The organism is Xanthobacter wiegelii (assembly GCF_043193855.2).
GTDB classification, from domain to species: domain Bacteria; phylum Pseudomonadota; class Alphaproteobacteria; order Rhizobiales; family Xanthobacteraceae; genus Xanthobacter; species Xanthobacter flavus_A.
Map to the genome: position 1 here is coordinate 368703 of NZ_CM195529.1, position 18149 is coordinate 386851.

At 68.6% G+C, this 18149-nt stretch carries 18 protein-coding genes and 1 tRNA gene; 13 read left to right on the forward strand and 6 right to left on the reverse strand.

The window, feature by feature from the left end; all coding sequences use genetic code 11:
- Positions 1–37 precede the first annotated feature (37 nt).
- From V5F63_RS01670 to V5F63_RS01700, 7 genes are all read left to right on the forward strand, one after another.
- The gene (locus V5F63_RS01670; protein ID WP_394101380.1) at positions 38–682 is read left to right on the forward strand and encodes a TetR/AcrR family transcriptional regulator; all 645 of its coding nucleotides are present in this window, start codon (positions 38–40) and stop codon (positions 680–682) included.
- Between the two features lie 64 nt (positions 683–746).
- On the forward strand, positions 747–1364 hold the full coding sequence (locus V5F63_RS01675) for a class I SAM-dependent methyltransferase (protein ID WP_209487429.1): 618 nt from the start codon (positions 747–749) through the stop codon (positions 1362–1364).
- 49 nt (positions 1365–1413) lie between these two features.
- The gene (locus V5F63_RS01680; protein ID WP_394028290.1) at positions 1414–1995 is read left to right on the forward strand and encodes a histidine phosphatase family protein; all 582 of its coding nucleotides are present in this window, start codon (positions 1414–1416) and stop codon (positions 1993–1995) included.
- The gene (pyrF, locus tag V5F63_RS01685; RefSeq protein WP_394028289.1) at positions 1992–2714 is read left to right on the forward strand and encodes an orotidine-5'-phosphate decarboxylase; all 723 of its coding nucleotides are present in this window, start codon (positions 1992–1994) and stop codon (positions 2712–2714) included. Before V5F63_RS01680 ends, pyrF begins: the two co-directional genes overlap by 4 nt.
- 11 nt (positions 2715–2725) lie before the next feature.
- Positions 2726–3370 (forward strand): DUF1330 domain-containing protein, encoded by a 645-nt coding sequence (locus V5F63_RS01690; RefSeq protein WP_394101381.1) that lies wholly within the window; start codon positions 2726–2728, stop codon positions 3368–3370.
- Between the two features lie 130 nt (positions 3371–3500).
- A complete protein-coding gene (gene dapB, locus V5F63_RS01695) occupies positions 3501–4328 on the forward strand; it encodes a 4-hydroxy-tetrahydrodipicolinate reductase (protein ID WP_209487433.1) in 828 nt (275 codons plus the stop codon).
- Positions 4329–4345: 17 nt separating this feature from the next.
- Entirely contained in the window at positions 4346–4969 is a 624-nt protein-coding gene (locus tag V5F63_RS01700) for a 2,3-bisphosphoglycerate-dependent phosphoglycerate mutase (RefSeq protein WP_394101382.1), read from the forward strand.
- 51 nt (positions 4970–5020) lie between these two features.
- Here V5F63_RS01700 and V5F63_RS01705 read toward each other — a convergent pair whose 3' ends face one another.
- A complete protein-coding gene (locus tag V5F63_RS01705) occupies positions 5021–5947 on the reverse strand; it encodes a polyprenyl synthetase family protein (protein ID WP_394101383.1) in 927 nt (308 codons plus the stop codon).
- A gap of 127 nt (positions 5948–6074) precedes the next feature.
- Between V5F63_RS01705 and V5F63_RS01710 the strand changes: the two genes are divergently transcribed.
- The 3 genes from V5F63_RS01710 (at position 6075) to V5F63_RS01720 (ending at position 7985) form a co-directional block, all read left to right on the forward strand.
- On the forward strand, positions 6075–6746 hold the full coding sequence (locus V5F63_RS01710; RefSeq protein ID WP_394028285.1) for a transglycosylase domain-containing protein: 672 nt from the start codon (positions 6075–6077) through the stop codon (positions 6744–6746).
- Positions 6747–6857: 111 nt separating this feature from the next.
- Positions 6858–7463, forward strand: coding sequence for a septation protein A (locus V5F63_RS01715; protein ID WP_394028284.1), 606 nt, complete (start codon positions 6858–6860; stop codon positions 7461–7463).
- 75 nt (positions 7464–7538) lie between these two features.
- Positions 7539–7985, forward strand: coding sequence for an RrF2 family transcriptional regulator (locus tag V5F63_RS01720; protein ID WP_209487437.1), 447 nt, complete (start codon positions 7539–7541; stop codon positions 7983–7985).
- A 214-nt stretch (positions 7986–8199) separates the two neighbouring features.
- Here the strand turns inward: V5F63_RS01720 and V5F63_RS01725 are convergent, their stop codons facing one another.
- From V5F63_RS01725 to V5F63_RS01745, 5 genes are all read right to left on the reverse strand, one after another.
- Positions 8200–9366, reverse strand: coding sequence for an ABC transporter permease (locus tag V5F63_RS01725; protein ID WP_394028283.1), 1167 nt, complete (start codon positions 9364–9366; stop codon positions 8200–8202).
- Between the two features lies 1 nt (position 9367).
- Positions 9368–12097, reverse strand: a complete 2730-nt coding sequence (gene rbbA / locus V5F63_RS01730; RefSeq protein WP_394101384.1) for a ribosome-associated ATPase/putative transporter RbbA — start codon at positions 12095–12097, stop codon at positions 9368–9370.
- Complete coding sequence (locus V5F63_RS01735; protein WP_394101385.1) at positions 12094–13131, reverse strand: HlyD family secretion protein; 1038 nt, start codon at positions 13129–13131, stop codon at positions 12094–12096. The genes rbbA and V5F63_RS01735 overlap by 4 nt, the downstream gene beginning before the upstream one ends.
- A 135-nt stretch (positions 13132–13266) precedes the next feature.
- Positions 13267–14076: a DUF72 domain-containing protein gene (locus V5F63_RS01740; protein WP_394101386.1), complete on the reverse strand. Its 810-nt coding sequence runs from the start codon at positions 14074–14076 to the stop codon at positions 13267–13269.
- Between the two features lie 25 nt (positions 14077–14101).
- Positions 14102–14563: an Lrp/AsnC family transcriptional regulator gene (locus V5F63_RS01745; protein WP_209487442.1), complete on the reverse strand. Its 462-nt coding sequence runs from the start codon at positions 14561–14563 to the stop codon at positions 14102–14104.
- Positions 14564–14715: 152 nt separating this feature from the next.
- On the opposite strand from V5F63_RS01745, the gene V5F63_RS01750 reads away from it, so the two are divergent.
- The 3 genes from V5F63_RS01750 (at position 14716) to V5F63_RS01760 (ending at position 18147) form a co-directional block, all read left to right on the forward strand.
- Positions 14716–17154: a thiamine pyrophosphate-binding protein gene (locus V5F63_RS01750; RefSeq protein WP_394101387.1), complete on the forward strand. Its 2439-nt coding sequence runs from the start codon at positions 14716–14718 to the stop codon at positions 17152–17154.
- Between the two features lie 199 nt (positions 17155–17353).
- Positions 17354–17443 (forward strand) — tRNA-Ser (locus tag V5F63_RS01755).
- 248 nt (positions 17444–17691) lie between these two features.
- Positions 17692–18147, forward strand: a complete 456-nt coding sequence (locus tag V5F63_RS01760) for a helix-turn-helix domain-containing protein (RefSeq protein ID WP_394101388.1) — start codon at positions 17692–17694, stop codon at positions 18145–18147.
- Positions 18148–18149: the final 2 nt, after the last annotated feature.

Below are 18149 nucleotides of genomic sequence, written 5' to 3' on the forward strand. Positions count from 1 at the left end.
ACTGAACATCGTTCATGTCAAGCGACAAGGGTCTGTCGTGTCAGAATTGAAATCGTCCGCGCCACCCCCGGGCGGTTCGCCCCGCGCCAGGCGGAAGGAGGATGCCCGTGCGCGCATCCTTGCCGAGGCGCGCCGGATCGTTCTGGATCAGGGATTTGAGGCGCTCACCATGCGCCGCATCGCCGAGGCCGCCGGCTATTCCGCCGGGGCGCTCTATCTTCACTTTGAGAATCGCGAGGCCATCGCCCGCGAACTCGGGGAGGCCGGCATGCGCGCGCTGCTCGAAGGCCTCGCCGAGGCCGGGAAGAGCGCGGACCCGCTGCACCGGCTCAAGGCCCTGGCCCTCGCTTATGCGGCGTTCGGGCGCGCCGAGCCCGAAACCTACCGGCTGATCTTCATGGAGCCGGGATTCGCGGCCACCGCGCTGGGGGGGAAGGACGCGGCCGGGGCGGCGGCGTTTGCGCTCATCGGCGGGGTGTTCCAGGATCTCGCAACGGCCGGTCGGCTGAGGGATGGGCTTGACCCGGAGGGCCTCGCCCTGACCTTCTGGATCCTCCTGCACGGCATGGTCAGCCTGAAGCTGACCTGCTCGGCCTTTCTCGTGGCTCCCGAGGAGGATCTCCTTTCGACAGCGCTCGACAACCTGCTACACGGGGTCTTGCGCGAGGCCAGCGAACCTTGACCCCGCCCCCTTTCCCGTCTAAGCGCCTGATATCCGACCCGCTCGGGCGCCCGAGGTGCAGTTGATGCTCCAGTCCCACGACCACCGCAGGCCGCTTCAAAAGCCCCTGCTCCAGAAGCCGAACCTCAAGGACGAGGTGCGTTTCCTGCAGTCGTGGTTCCAGAATCCGCTCAAGACCGGCGCGGTCGCGCCCTCGAGCCCGGCGCTTGCCAAGATGATGGCGAGCTATCTCGATCCCAAGATGGACGGCCCGGTCATCGAGCTTGGGCCGGGCACCGGCCCGGTCACTAAGGCGCTGATCCAGCGCGGCTTTGCCCCCGAGCGCCTGTTCCTGATCGAGTACAATCCGGAATTCTGCGCCCTGCTGCGCCTGCGCTATCCCGGCGCCACCGTCATCAACGGTGATGCCTACCAGCTCGGCAAGACGCTGAAGGATCGCCTGCCCGGCAAGGCGGCGGGCACCATCTCCTCGCTGCCGCTCTTCACCATGCCCGAGGCCGAGCGCCACCGGATGGTCAACGAGGCGTTCGACCTCTCCCACCCCGGCACGCCGTTCGTGCAATTCACCTATGCGGTGGTCTCGCCCGTGCCGCTGCTGCCGGGCGCCATCGAGGGCGAACGCTCGCCGCGGGTGTGGCGCAACATCCCCCCGGCCCGCGTCTGGGCTTATCGCCGGCCCTGATCCTCATCTTGGCCGGTCCGGCGCCGGCCTTATGCTGCCGGTGCCGCCCGTGACGGATTTCCTCTATCTGACCCATCCGCAGGTCCAGGTGGACCCTGCCGTCCCCGTGCCGCGCTGGGGTCTGTCGCCCGTGGGGCGTCAGCGCACGCTGGCCTTTTCCACGCGATTCGATCTCTCCGCCATCAGCCAAGTCATCTCCTCCACCGAGGAGAAGGCGAAGGAGACGGCCGCCCTGATCGCCGCGCCCCTCCGGCTGCCGGTCGTCATCCGCGACGGCATGGAGGAGAACGACCGCTCCGCCACCGGCTACCTGCCCGAAGCCGAATTTCAAGAGATGGCCAACGCCTTCTTCGCCCGCCCCACCGAGAGCGTGCGCGGCTGGGAGCGCGCGGTGGACGCGCAGGCCCGTATCGTCGCGGCGGTGGAGGCGGCGCTGGCGGTTTACGGCGGGACGGGGCAGCGCCTGCTCTTTGTCGGCCATGGCGGCGTGGGCACCTTGCTTCTGTGCCACTTGGCGGGCTACCCCATTTCCCGCGTCCACGACCAGCCACCGGTCGGGGGCGGCTGCTGGTTCCGCGCCGGTCCCGCGCGGCGGCCGGACCGCTGGCGCGCAATGGAGGAGACGGCATGATGCAGGTTGCTCAGGGCACCCCGATCCGCGCGGATGTCCGCGACAAGCTCATCGTCGCCCTCGACTATCCCTCCGTCGCCGCCGCCGAGGCCGCGGTCGCCCAGCTTGGCGACGTGGTGAGCTTCTACAAGATCGGGCTGGAGCTGGCGGTCTCGGGCGGCATCGACCTTGCCGCCGACCTCATCGCCGCCGGCAAGAAGGTGTTTCTCGACCTCAAGCTCCACGATATCGGCAACACGGTGGAGCGCGCGACCGCTGCCGCCGCCGAGCGGGGCTTCGACATTCTCACCGTCCACGCCTATCCCCTGACCATGGCCGCCGCCGCGCGCGGGGCTGCGGGCAGCAAGCTGGAGGTGCTGGGCGTCACGGTGCTCACCTCCTATGACGATGCCGATCTCGCCGCCACCGGCGTCGCCGGGGGCGTCACCGAGACCGTGCGCCTGCGCGCCGGGCAGGCGCGGGAGGCCGGCATCGCCGGCGTCATCTGCGCGCCCACCGACGCCGCCATGGTGCGCGGCATTCTTGGCCCTCACATGCGCGTGGTGACGCCGGGCGTGCGGCCCAAGGGCGCCGCCGTGGGCGACCAGAAGCGCATCGCGACGCCGGCCGAGGCGCTGGCCGCGGGCGCCGACCGCATCGTGGTGGGCCGGCCGGTGACGGCGGCGGAAGACCCGGTCGCGGCGGCGCGGGCGATCCTTGCTGAACTTCAGGGCGCGTGACGGGGGCGGCGATGGCGAACGGCTACTGGTTCCTCAATCTCGATGTGGTCAACCCGGTGGACTACATCACCTACCGCGAGGCGAACTACGCCTTCGCGCGGTCGCACGGCTTCCGGTTCGTGATCCGCGGTGGCGACTTCGAGCAGCTCGAAGGCATCAAGCGCCATCGCAACGTGCTGGTGGAACTGCCCTCCTACGAGGACGCCCTGAGCACCTATACCCTGCCCGAATACCAGCACGTGCGCGATCTGCGCCGCTCCACCGCCATCGCCGATCTCGCCGCTGTCGAAGGTTATGACGGGCCACAGCCTTCGTCGGCACCGCCGCCCGAAGGCACGCCCGAGAACCCGCGCGGCTACTGGATGGCCAAGGTGGATGTGACCGATCCCGAGCGCTACAAGGATTACGTGGCCGCCAATGCCGAGCCGCTGGCCGAATACGGCGCCTGGTTCGTCGTGCGGGGCGGGCGCAACCAGCTTCTGGAGGGCCATGGCCGCTCGCGCTACGTGGTCATCGCGTTCAAGGATGTCGCGACGGCGCGCGCCTGCTATTTCTCCCCGGGGTACCAGAAGGCGCTGGCCATCCGGCGGGAGGCGTCGGTCGCCGACGTCATCCTCATCTCCGGCTATACCGGGCACGAGGCCGCGCCCACCTGAGCGCGACCATTCTCGATCGCTTTCCCCGACTCGCTAAATCGGCGAAGCGATCGACGGTATTGAGTTAACGCATTTTCTTCACGCGAACCGGTATCCCCTTCGCTTGAAAATGCCCAAGAGGACTTTACCCGTGACCGATCTGCGCATCGTCATCGCCGGGGCCGGCGGCCGCATGGGCCGCACGCTCATCCGCGCCATCGCCGAGACCGAGGGGCTGAAGCTCGTCGGCGCCCTCGAATATGCCGGCTCCGCCCATCTCGGCGAGGATGCCGGGCTGATGGCGGGCACGGGCCCCAACGGCATCACGGTGGAGAGCGACGTGGCCCCGGCGCTGAACGGCGCCGACGTGGTGATCGACTTCTCCACCCCCGCCGCCACGGTGCGCCTCGCCGGTCGCCTCGCCGAGGCGGGAATCGCCCATGTCATCGGCACCACCGGCTTCTCCAACGAGGACAACGCGGCCATCGCCGACGCGGCCCTGCGCACGGTCATCGTCAAGTCCGGCAACATGAGCCTCGGTGTGAACCTGCTCGCCGCCCTGACCCGCCGGGTGGCGGCGACGCTGGGCGACGACTTCGACATCGAGATCGTCGAGATGCATCACAACCGGAAGGTCGATGCGCCCTCCGGGACCGCGCTGCTGCTGGGCGATGCGGCGGCGGCCGGCCGCAACCGCAAGCTCGACGAATGCTCCGATCGCGGCCGCGACGGCCTCACCGGCCCGCGCGTGAAGGGCAACATCGGCTTCGCCAGCCTGCGCGGCGGCTCCGTGGTGGGCGAGCACATGGTGATCTTCGCCGGCGCCTCCGAGCGCATCGAGCTGGTCCACAAGGCCGAGGACCGGATGATCTTCGCCAACGGCGCGCTCACCGCCGCCCGTTGGACGAAATGCGGAGAGACCCGGCGCGAGCCCGGGCTCTATTCCATGGCCGACGTGCTCGGCCTCGCCGATTTCTGAGTGTCTGGAGACTTTTCATGTCGGATCGCATCCTCGTCCTCGTCCGTCACGGGCAGAGCGAGTGGAACCTCAAGAACCTTTTCACCGGCTGGCGTGACCCCGACCTCACCGAGCAGGGCGTCGCGGAGGCGAAGCGTGCGGGCGCGCTCCTGAAGGCCGAAGGCCTGACGTTCGACGTCGCCTTCACCTCGCTCCTCTCCCGCGCCCAGCGCACCCTGTCGCTGGTGCTCGGCGAGATGGGACAGGAGGGCGTGGAGACGATGGCCAGCCAGGCGCTGAACGAGCGGGACTATGGCGACCTCTCCGGCCTCAACAAGGACGACGCCCGCGCCAAGTGGGGCGAGGAGCAGGTGCATGTGTGGCGCCGCTCCTATGACATCCCCCCGCCCGGCGGCGAGAGCCTGCGCGATACGGTGGCCCGCACGCTGCCCTATTACAATCAGGAGATCCTGCCGCGCGTGCTGAGGGGCGAGACCACGATCGTGACCGCCCACGGCAATTCGCTGCGCGCCCTCATCATGGTGCTGGAGAAGCTGTCTCCCGAAGGCATCATGAAGCGCGAGGTGCTCACCGGCGTGCCGATGGTCTATCGGATGCGCGCCGATTCCACCGTCGAGGACCGGCGCGACCTCGCGGTCTGAGGACGCCTGAGGCCGCGGCCGGTTCGCCGGCCGCTCCCCTCCAAGATGCGCTCAGCTGCGCCGCGCGGCCACGAACTGGGCGGCTTCGGCGAGGATCTCGCCGCGCGCGCCGAACGGCGCAAGGGCGTCCGCCGCTTCTGCCACCAAACGGTCCAGCAGACGGCGCGCCTCGGGCAGGCCGAGGCGGGAGACCAGCGTCGCCTTGCCGGCGGCGGCGTCCTTGCCCACCTTCTTGCCCACCTCCTCGGCCGTTCCTTCCACATCCAGAATGTCGTCGGCGATCTGGAACGCCGCCCCCAGCGCCCGCCCGTAGGCGAGCAGCGCCGCGCGCTGGCCCGCATCCGCGCCGCCGAGGATCGCCCCCGCCTCGGCCGAGACGGCGAGCAGGGCGCCGGTCTTCATGGCCTGCAGGTCGCGGATGGCGTCCTCCCCATGGGCGAGAGGCGCCCCGCCGGAAAAGCGCCCTTCGGCGGCGAGGTCCAGCATCTGCCCGCCCACCATGCCGCCGATGCCCGCCGCCCGCGCCAGCGCCCGCACTAGCGCGATGCGCACGGCGGGGTCGGGGTGGGCGTCCTCACCCGCCAAAAGGTCAAAGGCGAGGGTGAGCAGCCCGTCGCCGGCGAGGATGGCGGTTGCCTCGTCATAGGCCTTGTGAACCGTGGGCCGGCCGCGGCGCAGGTCGTCGTCGTCCATGGCCGGCAAATCGTCATGGACGAGGGAATAGCAGTGCACGCACTCGATGGCGGTGGCCGCGGTCACGGCGGCTTCGGCCGGAAGGCCGAACAGGGCGGCGCCCTCGATCACCAGGAACGGCCGCAGCCTTTTGCCGCCGCCCAGAGCCCCGTGGCGCATGGCGGCCATGAGCCGCTCCGGCCGCAGCCGCTCGCCGGCAAGCGCCGCACCGCCGAGCGCGGCGGCGAGCCGGGTTTCGGTGATGGCGGCGGCGGCGTCGAGACGATCCTTGAGGGAAGAGGTCACCGGGTGGCCTAGCGTGGCTGAGAAGGGCAAGGTGGAACGCCCGGCGAGGGCGCACCGTTGACGGGGGCCACCGGGTGCCTCAACCAGGGGTCAAGGTCAAGCCGCATGGCGGCAGGGAGGGGGGAGGATGATCCGTCTGGTGCTTCGGGTGGTGCTCATCCTCGCCGCCATCCCGCTGGTGCTTTCGGTCCTCTACAACGTCATCAATCCCGTCTCGACGCTGATGATCGGCCGCTGGATCACCGGCGAGCGGGTGGAGCGCGTGTGGACGCCCATCGAGAAGATGTCGCCGGCGCTGGTGCGCACGGTCATCGCCTCGGAGGATGCCAGCTTCTGCCAGAACGTCGGCATCGACTTCGGCGAGCTGCGCGAGGCCATCGAGAAGGCGGACGAACTCGAGGACACCCGCGGCGCCTCCACCATTCCCATGCAGATCGCCAAGAACCTGTTCCTGTGGCCGGGGCGGGCGCTGATCCGCAAGGCCATCGAGATGCCGCTCGCCATCTGGCTCGATCTGGTGGTGAGCAAGAGGCGTCTGATCGAGATCTATCTCAACATCGCCGAATGGGGGCCGAATGGCGAATTCGGCGTGGAGGCGGGCGCGCAGCGCGCCTTCGGCATTTCTGCCGCGCAGGTGGATGCGCGGCAGGCGGCGCTGCTGGCGGTGATGCTGCCCAATCCGCACCGGCGCGATGCGGGCAATCCCACCGCCGGCGTCCAGCGGCTCGCGTCCCGCCTTCAGGCGCGGGTGCCCAAGGAGGGGCCGGAACTCGTCGCCTGCCTCGGCCAGCTGCGCTGAACCCGCACGCCGCTTGATTGTTGGCGCCACACGCGCCACATGGGAGACGTCGCGCCGTTCCGGCTGAACCCGCCGTGCCCGGCGGTAACTTCCTCCTGCCGGCCCGCCTGAATGACCCAATCGCAAGCCCCTTCGCCCGCGTCCGCGTCCGCCCCCCGCAAGATGAACCCCTGGCTGAAGATCGGCCTGGAGATCGGCCCGCTGGTGCTGTTCTTTGTCGCCAACGGCCGCGGCGGCATCTATGTGGCGACCGGCGTCTTCATGGTGGCGACGCTGGTGGCGCTCGGCGCCATGTGGGTGCTGGCGCGCCGCATCGCGGTGATGCCGCTGGTCTCGGCGCTGGTGGTGATGGTGTTCGGCGGCCTGACGCTGTGGCTGCAGGACGACCATTTCATCAAGCTCAAGCCGACCATGGTGAATGCCCTGTTCGGCGTGCTGCTGCTGGGCGGCCTTTATTTCAGGAAGCCACTCCTGCCGTATGTCTTCGACGGCATGGTGAAGCTCACCGACGAGGGCTGGCGCAAGCTGACCATCCGCTGGGGCCTCTTCTTCCTGGTGATGGCGGTGCTGAACGAGATCGTCTGGCGCACCGTCTCCACGGACACCTGGGTGACCTTCAAGACCTTCGGCTATCTGCCGCTGACCTTCGCCTTCGCCTTCGCCCAGGCGCCGCTCATGAGCCGCTACGAGTTGAAGGACGGCGCCGGCACCGACTGAAGCCGCGGGATTTTCCTAACGCCCGCCGTTGACGGCGGCGCGCTCTGTCCCCATAAGCCCGAAAGAGGGCGCACAATGCTGACGAAAAAGGGAAAATACGGTCTCAAGGCGGCGGTCCACCTGGCCCGCCTGCCGCCGGGCGGCTCCACGCAGGTGGCGGACATCGCCGAGGCCAACAACATCCCGAAGAAATTCCTCGACGTGATCCTCGGCGAGCTGCGCAACGCCGGCTTCCTCTCGTCCAAGAAGGGCAAGCTCGGCGGCTACCGGCTGGCGAAGCCGGCGGACGACATCATCGTCGGCGAGATGATCCGCGCCCTCGACGGGCCGCTGGCGCCCTTTCCCTGCGCCAGCCGCAACGCCTACGAGCCGTGCGAGGATTGCGATATCGCCACCTGTGAGGTGCGCCTGCTGATGGTGCGGGTGCGCGACGCCATGGGCACGGTGCTCGACACCTACACACTCGCCCAGATGCGCGACCTGTCCCAGGAACAGCTCGCCTCCTTCGTGGACTACATCTGAAGCCCGCGCGGCGTTTGAGCGAAGGCAAGGCCCCCAGCCCGCGCGGCGCCTGAGCGGAGGCGAGCCAACCCTCAATCCCTGACCGTCGTCATCGCGAGCCTTGTGCGGGCGATCCACCGTGGGGCCGCCAGGGCGCCCGATTGCCGGGGCAGGACGCGCGGCGGAGTGGATCCCCCGGACCAGCCGGGGGATGACGGGCCGAATGGCCCTTTCCTCACTGCTGCGCGGCGAGGAAGGTGCGGAAGCGGGCCAGCGCCACGGCGAAGAACAGCGCGCCGATGCCGAAGGTGGCGGCGAAGCGCGGCCACACCGTCTCCAGCCCCGCCCCGCGGTAGAGGATGGCCTGCGCGAAGGCCACGAACTGGGTGGAGGGCGAGGCCTGCATTCCCACCTGCAGCCATTGCGGCATGCTCTCCAGCGGTGTGAACCCGCCCGACAGCATGTTCATGGGCAGCACCACCAGGAAGAACAGCAGCCCGAACTGCGGCATGGACCCGGCCAGCGTGCCGAGGAAGATGCCCAGCGATGCAGTGAAGAACAGGTAGAGCGCGGCCCCCGCGAGGAACAGCGGGATCGAGCCCGCGATGGCGACGCCCAGCACCCATTTCAGCACCACGATGAGGCTGACCAGAGTGGCGACGAGGATGACCGCCCCGTTCGCCACCACCTTCGCCAGCATGATCTCGGAGGGACGCACCGGCAGCACCAGCAGGTGCTCCAGCGTGCCGTGCTCGCGCTCGCGGATCAGCGCGGCGCCGGCGAGCAGCACCGAGAGCATGGTGATGTTGGTGATGAGGCCCATGGTGCCGGTGAACCAGGAGGATTCCAGCCCCTGGTTGAAGGCGGCGCGGATCTGGAGATTGACCGGGCTCGCCACCCCTTCGGAATGGCGCAGCACGAAGCGGTTCACCTCGGTCTGGAAGATGGCGGAGATGTCGTTGGCGCCGAGCCCGGCCTGCATCAGCGCCGTGGCGTCGATGAGCAATTGCACCTCGGGGCTGCGGCCGGCGAGCACGTCCGCCTGGAAGTTCGGCGGGAAATTCAGCACGAAGGTGTAGCGCGCCGCATCCATCACCGGGTCCACGTCCTGCGGGGCGATGGGCACCGGCCGCTGGAAGGAGGGCGGCAGCAGAGCGTCGAGGATGGCGTTGGAGAGGGCGGAATTGTCCTCGTCCACCACCGCCACGGCGGCGCGGTTGAGGTCGTGCTTCATGCCGTTCGCCTGCAGCACGATGGCGGCGGTGAAGGCATAGACCACCAGCACCAGCAGCGCCCGGTCGCGCCACAGGCCGAGCAGTTCCTTGCCCACCAGCCAGCGGACGTTGGCCAGCGGCAGGCGATGCGGTGCCTTGGTTTTCGCGGAGGGGGCGGGCGCGGCCATGTCAGGCCTCCTGCTTGCGCAGGATGAGGAAGGCGATGGCGAGCAGCGCCGGCCAGAAGGCGGCGGTGGCCAGGATGAAGGGCACAAGCTCGGTGAAGCTCAGCCCCTTGGTGAAGGCGCCCACGCTCACCCGCATGAAATAGGTGGTCGGAAAGAAGGTGCCGAGCACCCATCCCCCGCCCTCCAGCGAGGCCACCGGCTGGAGCATGCCGGAGAATTGGGTGGAGGGCATCATGGTGCCGATGGCGGTGCCGAACAGCGCCGCCACCTGGGTGTTGGTGAGGGTGGAGGAGACGAGCCCGATGGCGGTCGTCGCCAGCACATAGGCGAAGGCCCCGAGCGCCAGCCCGAGGAACGAGCCCTTGAGCGGCACTCCGAACAGGAACAGCGCCATCAGCACCATGATGACGAAGTTGAACAGCGCCACCCCCACATAGGGCGCCTGCTTGCCGAGCAGGAATTCCAGCTTCGTCACCGGCGTGACGTAAAGGTTGGTGATGGAGCCCAGCTCCTTCTCCGTCACCACCCCCAGCGCGGTGAGGATGGCCGGGATGAAGATGAGCATCAGCGCGATGTTGGCCGGCACCATGGCGTCGAGGCTGCGGAAGGACTGGTTGTAGCGGTAGCGCATCTCCAGCCCGGCGAAGGTGGAATAGGCGCGCCCGGCCGCCTGCGCCGCATCGGCGAGGAAGAGGGTATGAACCGCCTCCACATAGCCCTTGATGGTCTCGGCCCGGAACGGCATGGCGCCGTCGATGGTCACCAGCACCTCCGTCTGCCGCCCGGAGCGCAGATCCGCGCCGAAGCTCGGCGGCAGCTCGATGGCGAAGGCGATGGCGTTGGATTTCAGCCGCTGGTCGAGATCGTCCGGCGAGGTCAGCGCCGGCTGGATGCGGAAATAGGTGGAGTGGGCGAAGCCGTCGATATAGGCGCGGCTTTCCGGCGTCTGGTCGCGGTCGAGCACGGCGAAGCGCAGGCGATCCACGTCCAGCGTGATGCCGTAGCCGAAGATGATCATCAGGAACGCGGTGCCCAGCAGCGCGAAGGCGAGGCGCACCGGATCGCGCTTCAATTCCAGCGTCTCGCGCCAGGCATAGGCGGCGAGGCGGCGCGGGGAGAAGGCGGAGGGCCGCCCCGCGGGCCGCGGCTGGGGCGGGGGCAGGCGGGCTTCGGTGCCGGCGGCGCGTCCGCCCATCTCCATATAGGCAACGAAGGCTTCTTCGAGGCTCGCCGCGTGCTGCGCCTCCTTCAGCGCCTGCGGCGTGCCGGTGGCGATCACACGGCCGGCGTGCATGAAGGAGATGCGGTCGCAGCGTTCCGCCTCCCCCATGAAATGGGTGGAGACGAAGATGGTCACGCCCTCGTCCCGCGAAAGCCGCTGGAGGTGGTCCCAGAAGCCGTCCCGGGCCACCGGATCGACGCCGGAGGTGGGTTCGTCGAGGATCAGCACCTCCGGCTCGTGCAGCACCGCGACCGCCAGCGACAGGCGCTGGCGCACGCCCAGCGGCAGGCCGTCGGAGAGGTCGTCCAGATGGTCGGTGAGGTCGAAGGTGGCGACGAGATCGGCGATGCGCTTTGCCGCCGCGTCCTCCGGCAAAGCGAACAGGCGGGCGTGCAGCTCCAGATTCTGCCGCACGGTGAGTTCGCCATAGAGCGAGAAGGCCTGCGACATGTAGCCGACGCGCCGGCGGGTCTCGATGTCCTTCGGGTCCACCGGCACGCCAAAGAGCAGCGCTTCGCCGGAGGACGCCGGCAGCAGGCCGGTGAGCATCTTCATGGTGGTGGACTTGCCGCAGCCGTTGGAGCCGAGGAAGCCGAAGATCTCGCCGCGGCGGATGGTGAAGCTCACATCGTCCACCGCCACGAAGTCACCGAAGCGGCGGGTGAGGCCGCGGGATTCGATGGCGATGGGTGCGTCCGGCGGAATGGCGGCGACGGGCAGCGAGGCTTCTCCGTCGCCGCGCTGCCCGTCCGGCAGCAAGGCGATGAAGGCGCGCTCCAGCGTCGGCTGGCCCGTGCGGGCGAGGTGCTCGGCCGGGCTGGCGTCGGCGAGGATGCGGCCCTGGTCCATCAGCACCACGCGGCCGAAGCGGGCGGCCTCCTCCATGTCGGCGGTGGCGACGAGGAGGGTGAGGTGTGGCCGGTCGGCGCGGATGGTGTCCACGAAGTCCCAGAACTGCCGGCGGGAGAGGGGATCGACGCCGGTGGTCGGCTCGTCCAGCAGCAGGAGGTCCGGGTCATGCACCAGTGCGCAGCACAGGCCCAGCTTCTGCTTCATGCCGCCGGAGAGCTTGCGCATGAGCCGGTCGGCGAACGGGTCGAGCCCGGTGGCGGCAAGCAGCGGGGCGACGCGGGCGCCCTTGGTCGCCGCGTCCTCGCCGAACAGGCGGGCGAAGAAGGCGATGTTCTCGGCCACCGAGAGATTGGGATAAAGATTGCGCCCCAGCCCCTGCGGCATGAAGGCGATGCGCGGCTGGGCCTCTTCCCGTGCCTTGCGCGACGCGAAGTCCGCGCCCAGCACCTCGACCCCGCCCTTTTGGATGCGCTTCGCCCCGGCAATCAGGCCGAGGAGAGTGGACTTGCCCACCCCGTCCGGCCCGACGAGGGCGACGGCGGAGCCCTCCGCGATGGTGAGGTCCACCCCGTCCACCGCCTGCGTCTTCCCATAGGCGTGGCGGATGCCGGCGAGCCGGACGGCGTCCGGGCGTGCCGCCGGAGCGGCCTCGCTCACTTCTTTGCTCCCGTATCCTTCGCTCCGCTTTCCTTGGCGGGCTCGCCGAATTCCTGCACGAGGTCGGACTCGAGCCACGCGGGCCATTGGGCGGCGGGATCGAGCCGCACGTAGCCGACGCCGGTGACGCCGGTCTTCACGTGCTCCAGATATTTCTCCACCAGCGGACGGGCGACGCGGAGCTTGACGCGGAACATCATGCGGTCGCGCTCGCGCTGGGTCTCCACCTGCTTGGGGGTGAACTGGGCGCGGGCCGAGACGAAGGAGACGGCGGCCGGCACCGCGCGGTCGGGCAGGGGCTCCAGCAGCAGGCGTGCCGGCGTGCCGAGGCCGATGCGCCCGGCGTCCGCGGCAGGCAGGAAGATGGTCATGTAGACGTCGGAGAGGTCGATGAAGGTCAGCACCTTGCCGCCCGCGCCCAGCACCTCGCCCGGCTCGGCGAGGCGGTAGATGACCCGGCCGGACTTGGGAGCGATGAGGGTGCCGTCGGCCACGAGGCGCTTCAGGCGGTCAACCTCGGCTTCCGCCGCGCGGATCGCGCTCTCGCTCGCCGCGAGGCTGGACTGGGCAGCGGCGAGCGCGGCGGCGGCGGTGAGCTTGGTGGTGCGATACTGGTCCACCTTCTGCTCGGTGGCGAAGCCTTTGGAAACCAGCGTCTCCTGCCGCTCCAGTTCCTTGGTGGCGAGGTCCAGCTCGCCCTTGCGCTGCTCCACCACATGAAAGGCGGTGTCGCGGGACTGGCGCGCCTGCGCCGCCTGCGCATCCGCCGTGCGCAGGGCCGCCTCGAGGTCCGAGACGTCTATGTGGGCGACCACCTGCCCCTGCCTGATGAAGTCGCCTTCCTCGGCGAGCACGTCCAGCAGGCGGCCGGCGGCCTTGGTGGCCACGTCCACCTCGGTGGCCTCGATGCGCCCGTTGCCCTCGGCGAAGCCGGGCGGCAGGGCGCGGCTGCGATGCGCGAGATACCACGCCCCCGCACCGCCTGCGGCCGCAAGGGCGACGATGACGGCGAGGATGGCAACGGAGCGCTTCATGGGGACACCTTCAGGGGGCTGGCACGCCCCCGCGATGCCGATCGAGAATGGCACTCCCGCGGGGCGTCGGGAACCGTCTCTGTCAACACTTTACCGCAGCGCACACGTCTGGCGTTGATTGAGGTCAACGGCTGTTTACTCGCCGTCCACCTCCCGCTGCAAGGCGATGGCGCCGGCCGGGTTGCGCACTTTCGCACCGCCGATGAGGTAGAGGAAGACATCGCGCGTGTCGGCCTTCTTTCCCTTCGCGGCCTTTGCAGGTGTCCCCGCCTGCGGCAGGCCCTCGGGTACCTTGCCGGCCTCCCAGTCCTTCGCCGCCTTCGCCCAGCGCGCGAGGTCTTCGGCGCCATAACCGGTCTCGATCTCCTCCCGGGTCTGCTGGAGGCGGGCATAGGTGAAGTCCGCCGTCAGGTCGGCGATGGCGGGATAGGTCTCGTGGTCCGCGTAGACGATGGCGACGTTGTGCTTGCGGGCCAGCGCCACGAACTCGGGCACCACGAACGAAGGGTGCCGCACCTCCAGAGCATGGCGCAGGGCGACGCCTTCATGGGCCTTCGGCAGCAGCGCCATGAAGGCGGCCATGTCGTCCGGATCGAAGGCTTTCGTCGCCGCGAACTGCCAGTTGATGGGGCCAAGCCGGTCGCCCATCTCCACGATGCCGCTCGAAATGAACTTGCCGACGCTTTCCTCCGCCTCCGCCAGCACGCGGCGCTGGGTGACGTAGCGCGTCGCCTTGAGCGCGAACACGAAGCCGTCCGGGACCTGTCCGGCCCAGTCGGCGCAGGATTTGGCGGAGGGCGTGCGGTAGAAGGTGCCGTTGATCTCGATGGTCTTCAGCACGGAGGCCGCGTGCCGCAGCTCCTTCGCGTGGGGCAGGCCTTCGGGATAGAAGACGCCGCGCCACGGCTCGAACGTCCAGCCGCCGATGCCGACGCATATGGCCATCTGATGCTCCTCTCGCATCCGGCCGTCACGGCAGCGGCAGGATGTTGGAATATTTCACCTGTTCCAGCGCGAAGGAGCTTTCGATGGAGGCGATGCCGTCGAGCCGCGTGAGCTTCTCCTTCAGGAAGCGCTCATAGGCGTCGAGATCGGCCGCCACCACCCGTAAAAGGTAATCGCGCGGGCCGGTCATCAGATAGCATTCCAGCACCTCCGGCCAGCCCCGGATGGCGGCGGAGAAGCTATCCAGCGCCTCCTCCTGCTGGCGCTCCAGCTTGATGGAGACGAACACGCTGACCGGCAGCCCCGCCTTGCGCTGGTCGAGCACCGCCGCATAGCGGGCGATGAGCCCTTCCTCCTCCAGCGCCTTCACCCGCCTCAGGCAGGGCGAGGGAGAGAGGCCGACCTCGCCGGACAGCTCCGCAATGCTCTTGCGGCCATCGGCCTGCAGGGCGGCGAGGATTTTCCGGTCGATGGCATCGAGGCGCATGAATCCGCTCCATCGGGTGCGTCTAGTAGCATTTTATGGCGCGAGCTACGGCAACGTAAGGGCGATTTGACCGGAAACGCCGCTTGGCCCGCGCTAAACTCGTGACCGGGCCGATGCTGCGGCCCCGGAAGAATTCCGCCCGAGGAAACGCCATGGCCTCCCCCCGTTCCACCGCTCCCGTCCTGCGCGCCCAACCCGCCCCGCCCTCGGCCGCCGATCTCGCGATCCTCGGCGAGCTGGAGAAGAAGGTGCTGTGGCTGGCGAGCTGGATGATCCACAACGCCAACCATCTGCGGCCCGCCGCGGACGGCCTGAAGGTCGGCGGACATCAGGCCTCCTCCGCTTCGCTGGCCGCCATCATGTGCGCGCTCTATTTCCACGTGCTGCGCCCGCAGGACCGGGTGGCGGTGAAGCCGCACGCGAGCCCCATCTTCCACGCCATCCAGTATCTGCTCGGCCGGCAGGACCGCGCGCGGCTCGAGAATTTCCGCGGCTTCAAGGGCGCGCAATCCTACCCCTCGCGCACCAAGGATGCCGACGACGTGGACTTCTCCACCGGCTCGGTGGGCCTCGGCGTGGCGCAGACCCTGTTTGCCAGCCTGGCGCAGGATTACGTCCACGCCCACGGCCTCGCCGGCGACCGGCCCAAGGGGCGGATGATCGCTCTCGTGGGCGACGCGGAGCTGGACGAGGGCAACGTCTTCGAGGCCCTGCTGGAGGGCTGGAAGCACGAGGTGCGCAACACCTGGTGGATCATCGACTACAACCGCCAAAGCCTCGACGGCGTGGTGCGCGAAGGCCTTTACGAGCGCTTCACCGGCATCTTCGAGGCCATGGGCTGGCAGGTGGTCGTGCTGAAATACGGCACCCTCCAGCAGGCCGCCTTTGCCGAGCCGGGCGGCGCCGCTCTGAAGCGCTGGATCGACACCTGTCCGAACGCCGAGTACTCCGCCCTCACCTTCCAGGGCGGCGCCGCCTGGCGCAAGCGCCTGATGGACGACCTCGGCGACCAGGGCGACGTCTCCGCCCTCATCGCCCGGCGCACGGACGCCGAGCTATCGGCGCTCATGACCAATCTCGGCGGCCATGACATCGCCTCTCTCATCGCCGCCTTCGACGCCATCGACCACGACCGGCCGGTGGCCTTCCTCTGCTACACGGTGAAGGGCTTCGGCCTGCCGCTCGCCGGCCACAAGGACAACCACGCCGGCCTCATGACGCCCGCCCAGATGGAGGCGCTGCGGGCCGCCATGAACGTGGGCACGGGGCGCGAATGGGAGCCGTTCGAGGGGCTCAAGCGCCCCGCCGCGGAGCTGCAGGCCTTCCTCGACCGGGTTCCGTTCTTTCAGGCGGGGCCGCGTCGCTTCACCGATCCCGCCCTCGCCGTGCCGGCCCTGGCGCCGCCGCCCAATTCCACCATCTCGACGCAGGCAGGCTTCGGCCTGATCCTGCAGGATCTGGCCAAGGGCGACAGCCCGCTCGCGGACCGCATCGTCACCACATCGCCCGACGTCACCGTCTCCACCAATCTCGGCCCATGGGTGAACCGGCGCGGCCTGTTCGCCCATGAAGCCCTCGCCGACGTGTTCAAGCGCGAGCGCATTCCCTCGACCTTCGCCTGGGACTTCTCGCCCAAGGGCCAGCATGTGGAGCTCGGCATCGCCGAGATGAACCTGTTCCTGACGCTGTCCGCCTTCGGCCTCTCCCATTCCCTGTTCGGCGCCCGCCTCGTGCCGGTGGGCACGCTGTATGATCCCTTCATCTGCCGCGGGCTCGATGCGCTGAACTATGCCTGCTACCAGGATGCCCGCTTCATTCTGGTCGCGACGCCCTCCGGCATCACGCTGGCGCCCGAGGGCGGGGCGCACCAGTCGATCTCGACGCCGCTCATCGGCATGGCGCAGGACGGCCTTGCCGCCTTCGAGCCGGCGTTCGTGGATGAGCTGGCGGTGCTGATGGAATTTGCCTTCGACTATGTGCAGCGCGACGGGGATGGCGCGCCGGACGAGCGCAACTGGCTGCGCGACGAAACCGGCGGCTCCATCTATTTCCGCCTGTCCACCCGCCCGCTGGAGCAGCCGAAGCGTGTCCTCACCGAAGGGCAGAAGCGTGGCATTGTGGACGGTGCCTACTGGCTGCGCGAGCCGGGCCCCAATTGCGACGTGGTGATTGCGGTGCAGGGCGCGGTGACGCCCGAGGCCATCGACGCGGTGGCGCTCATCGCCGAGGATCGGCGCGACGTGGGGCTGCTGGCCGTCACCTCCGCGGACCGGCTGAACGCCGGCTGGACCGCGGCCGCCCGGGCCCGCGAGCGCGGCTTTGCCGGCGCCGCCAGCCATGTGGAGCGGCTGCTGTCGCCTCTGCCGCGCCATTGCGGGCTCGTCACCGTCATCGACGGCCATCCCGCGACGCTGGGCTGGCTCGGTGCCGTCGCCGGCCACCGGGTGCGGGCGCTGGGCGTCGAGCATTTCGGCCAGACTGGAACGCTGGCCGACCTCTACGCCCACTACGGCCTCGACACCGCCGCCATCATCGCCGCCGCCCAGGGCATCTCCTCCGGCCGGCCGCTGCGGCACCTGAAGGCGGTGTGAAGGCGCGGCGCCCCATAGCGCCGCTGGACTCTTGCGGCCCAGCGGCGGCTCCCCGTGTCCGCCGTGAAGACCGGTTCGTGTCTCCGCGACGGACCTTTGCGCGACCGCTTGTCCTTCGCTCCAACGTCCGCTAGAAGCGCAGGACCACGCCACCGGCGCCCACGGATCCCTCGCGGACCTCCTCCGGCGCCGGCTCTGCGGAGAGGTGGCAGAGTGGTCGAATGCACCGCACTCGAAATGCGGCATACGGGCAACCGTATCGGGGGTTCGAATCCCTCCCTCTCCGCCATATTTCAATGACTTACGGGCGTGGATGGCCAGATACATCCACCGGCCTTCGATCGTAAGTCAGCGCCAAGTCAGCGCCGCGGCCTGCTGTGGTCGCCGAGTTGGTTGTGCCTATTCTCTCGGCAACGGGTCTGCTCATTTGTCCATCCGCTCTAAAGGAATGATGGAACCAAATCCTTTGCGAATAATTCAGCTATTGCGAATATTTCGAATAGCGGATATAAGCCAATGCAACGGGGAGACACCACCATGACCATGCCAGCCTGCGCCGAGGAACTCGGCGGCCGCCTGCCGTCAGCAAGCGAGAAGGCGGCAGCAAACCAGTTGCGGAAGATAATTGCAGCCCAGTCGGCTGATGGCGCCAAGCTGCGGCTTGTCGATGAGGACAAACAAACATCTGAGATCACGCTGACGCCTGCTTTATCCCATGTTTTGATGGAGCTGCTGCGACATATCGGGCGTGGTGATGCGGTCACTTTGGTGCCGGTCAGTCAGATGCTCACGACGCAGCAGGCTGCCGATATACTCAATGTGTCTCGCCCATTTCTTATTTCTCTTCTAGAGAAAGAGGAAATAAAATACACGCTGGTGGGTAGACATCGGAGAATAAAGGCAGAGCATTTGTTTGCTTACAAGCGCTCTCGCGATGAAAAACGTGCGGATGCATTGTCTGCTTTGGCAGAGATGGATGCGGAGATGTTTTAACC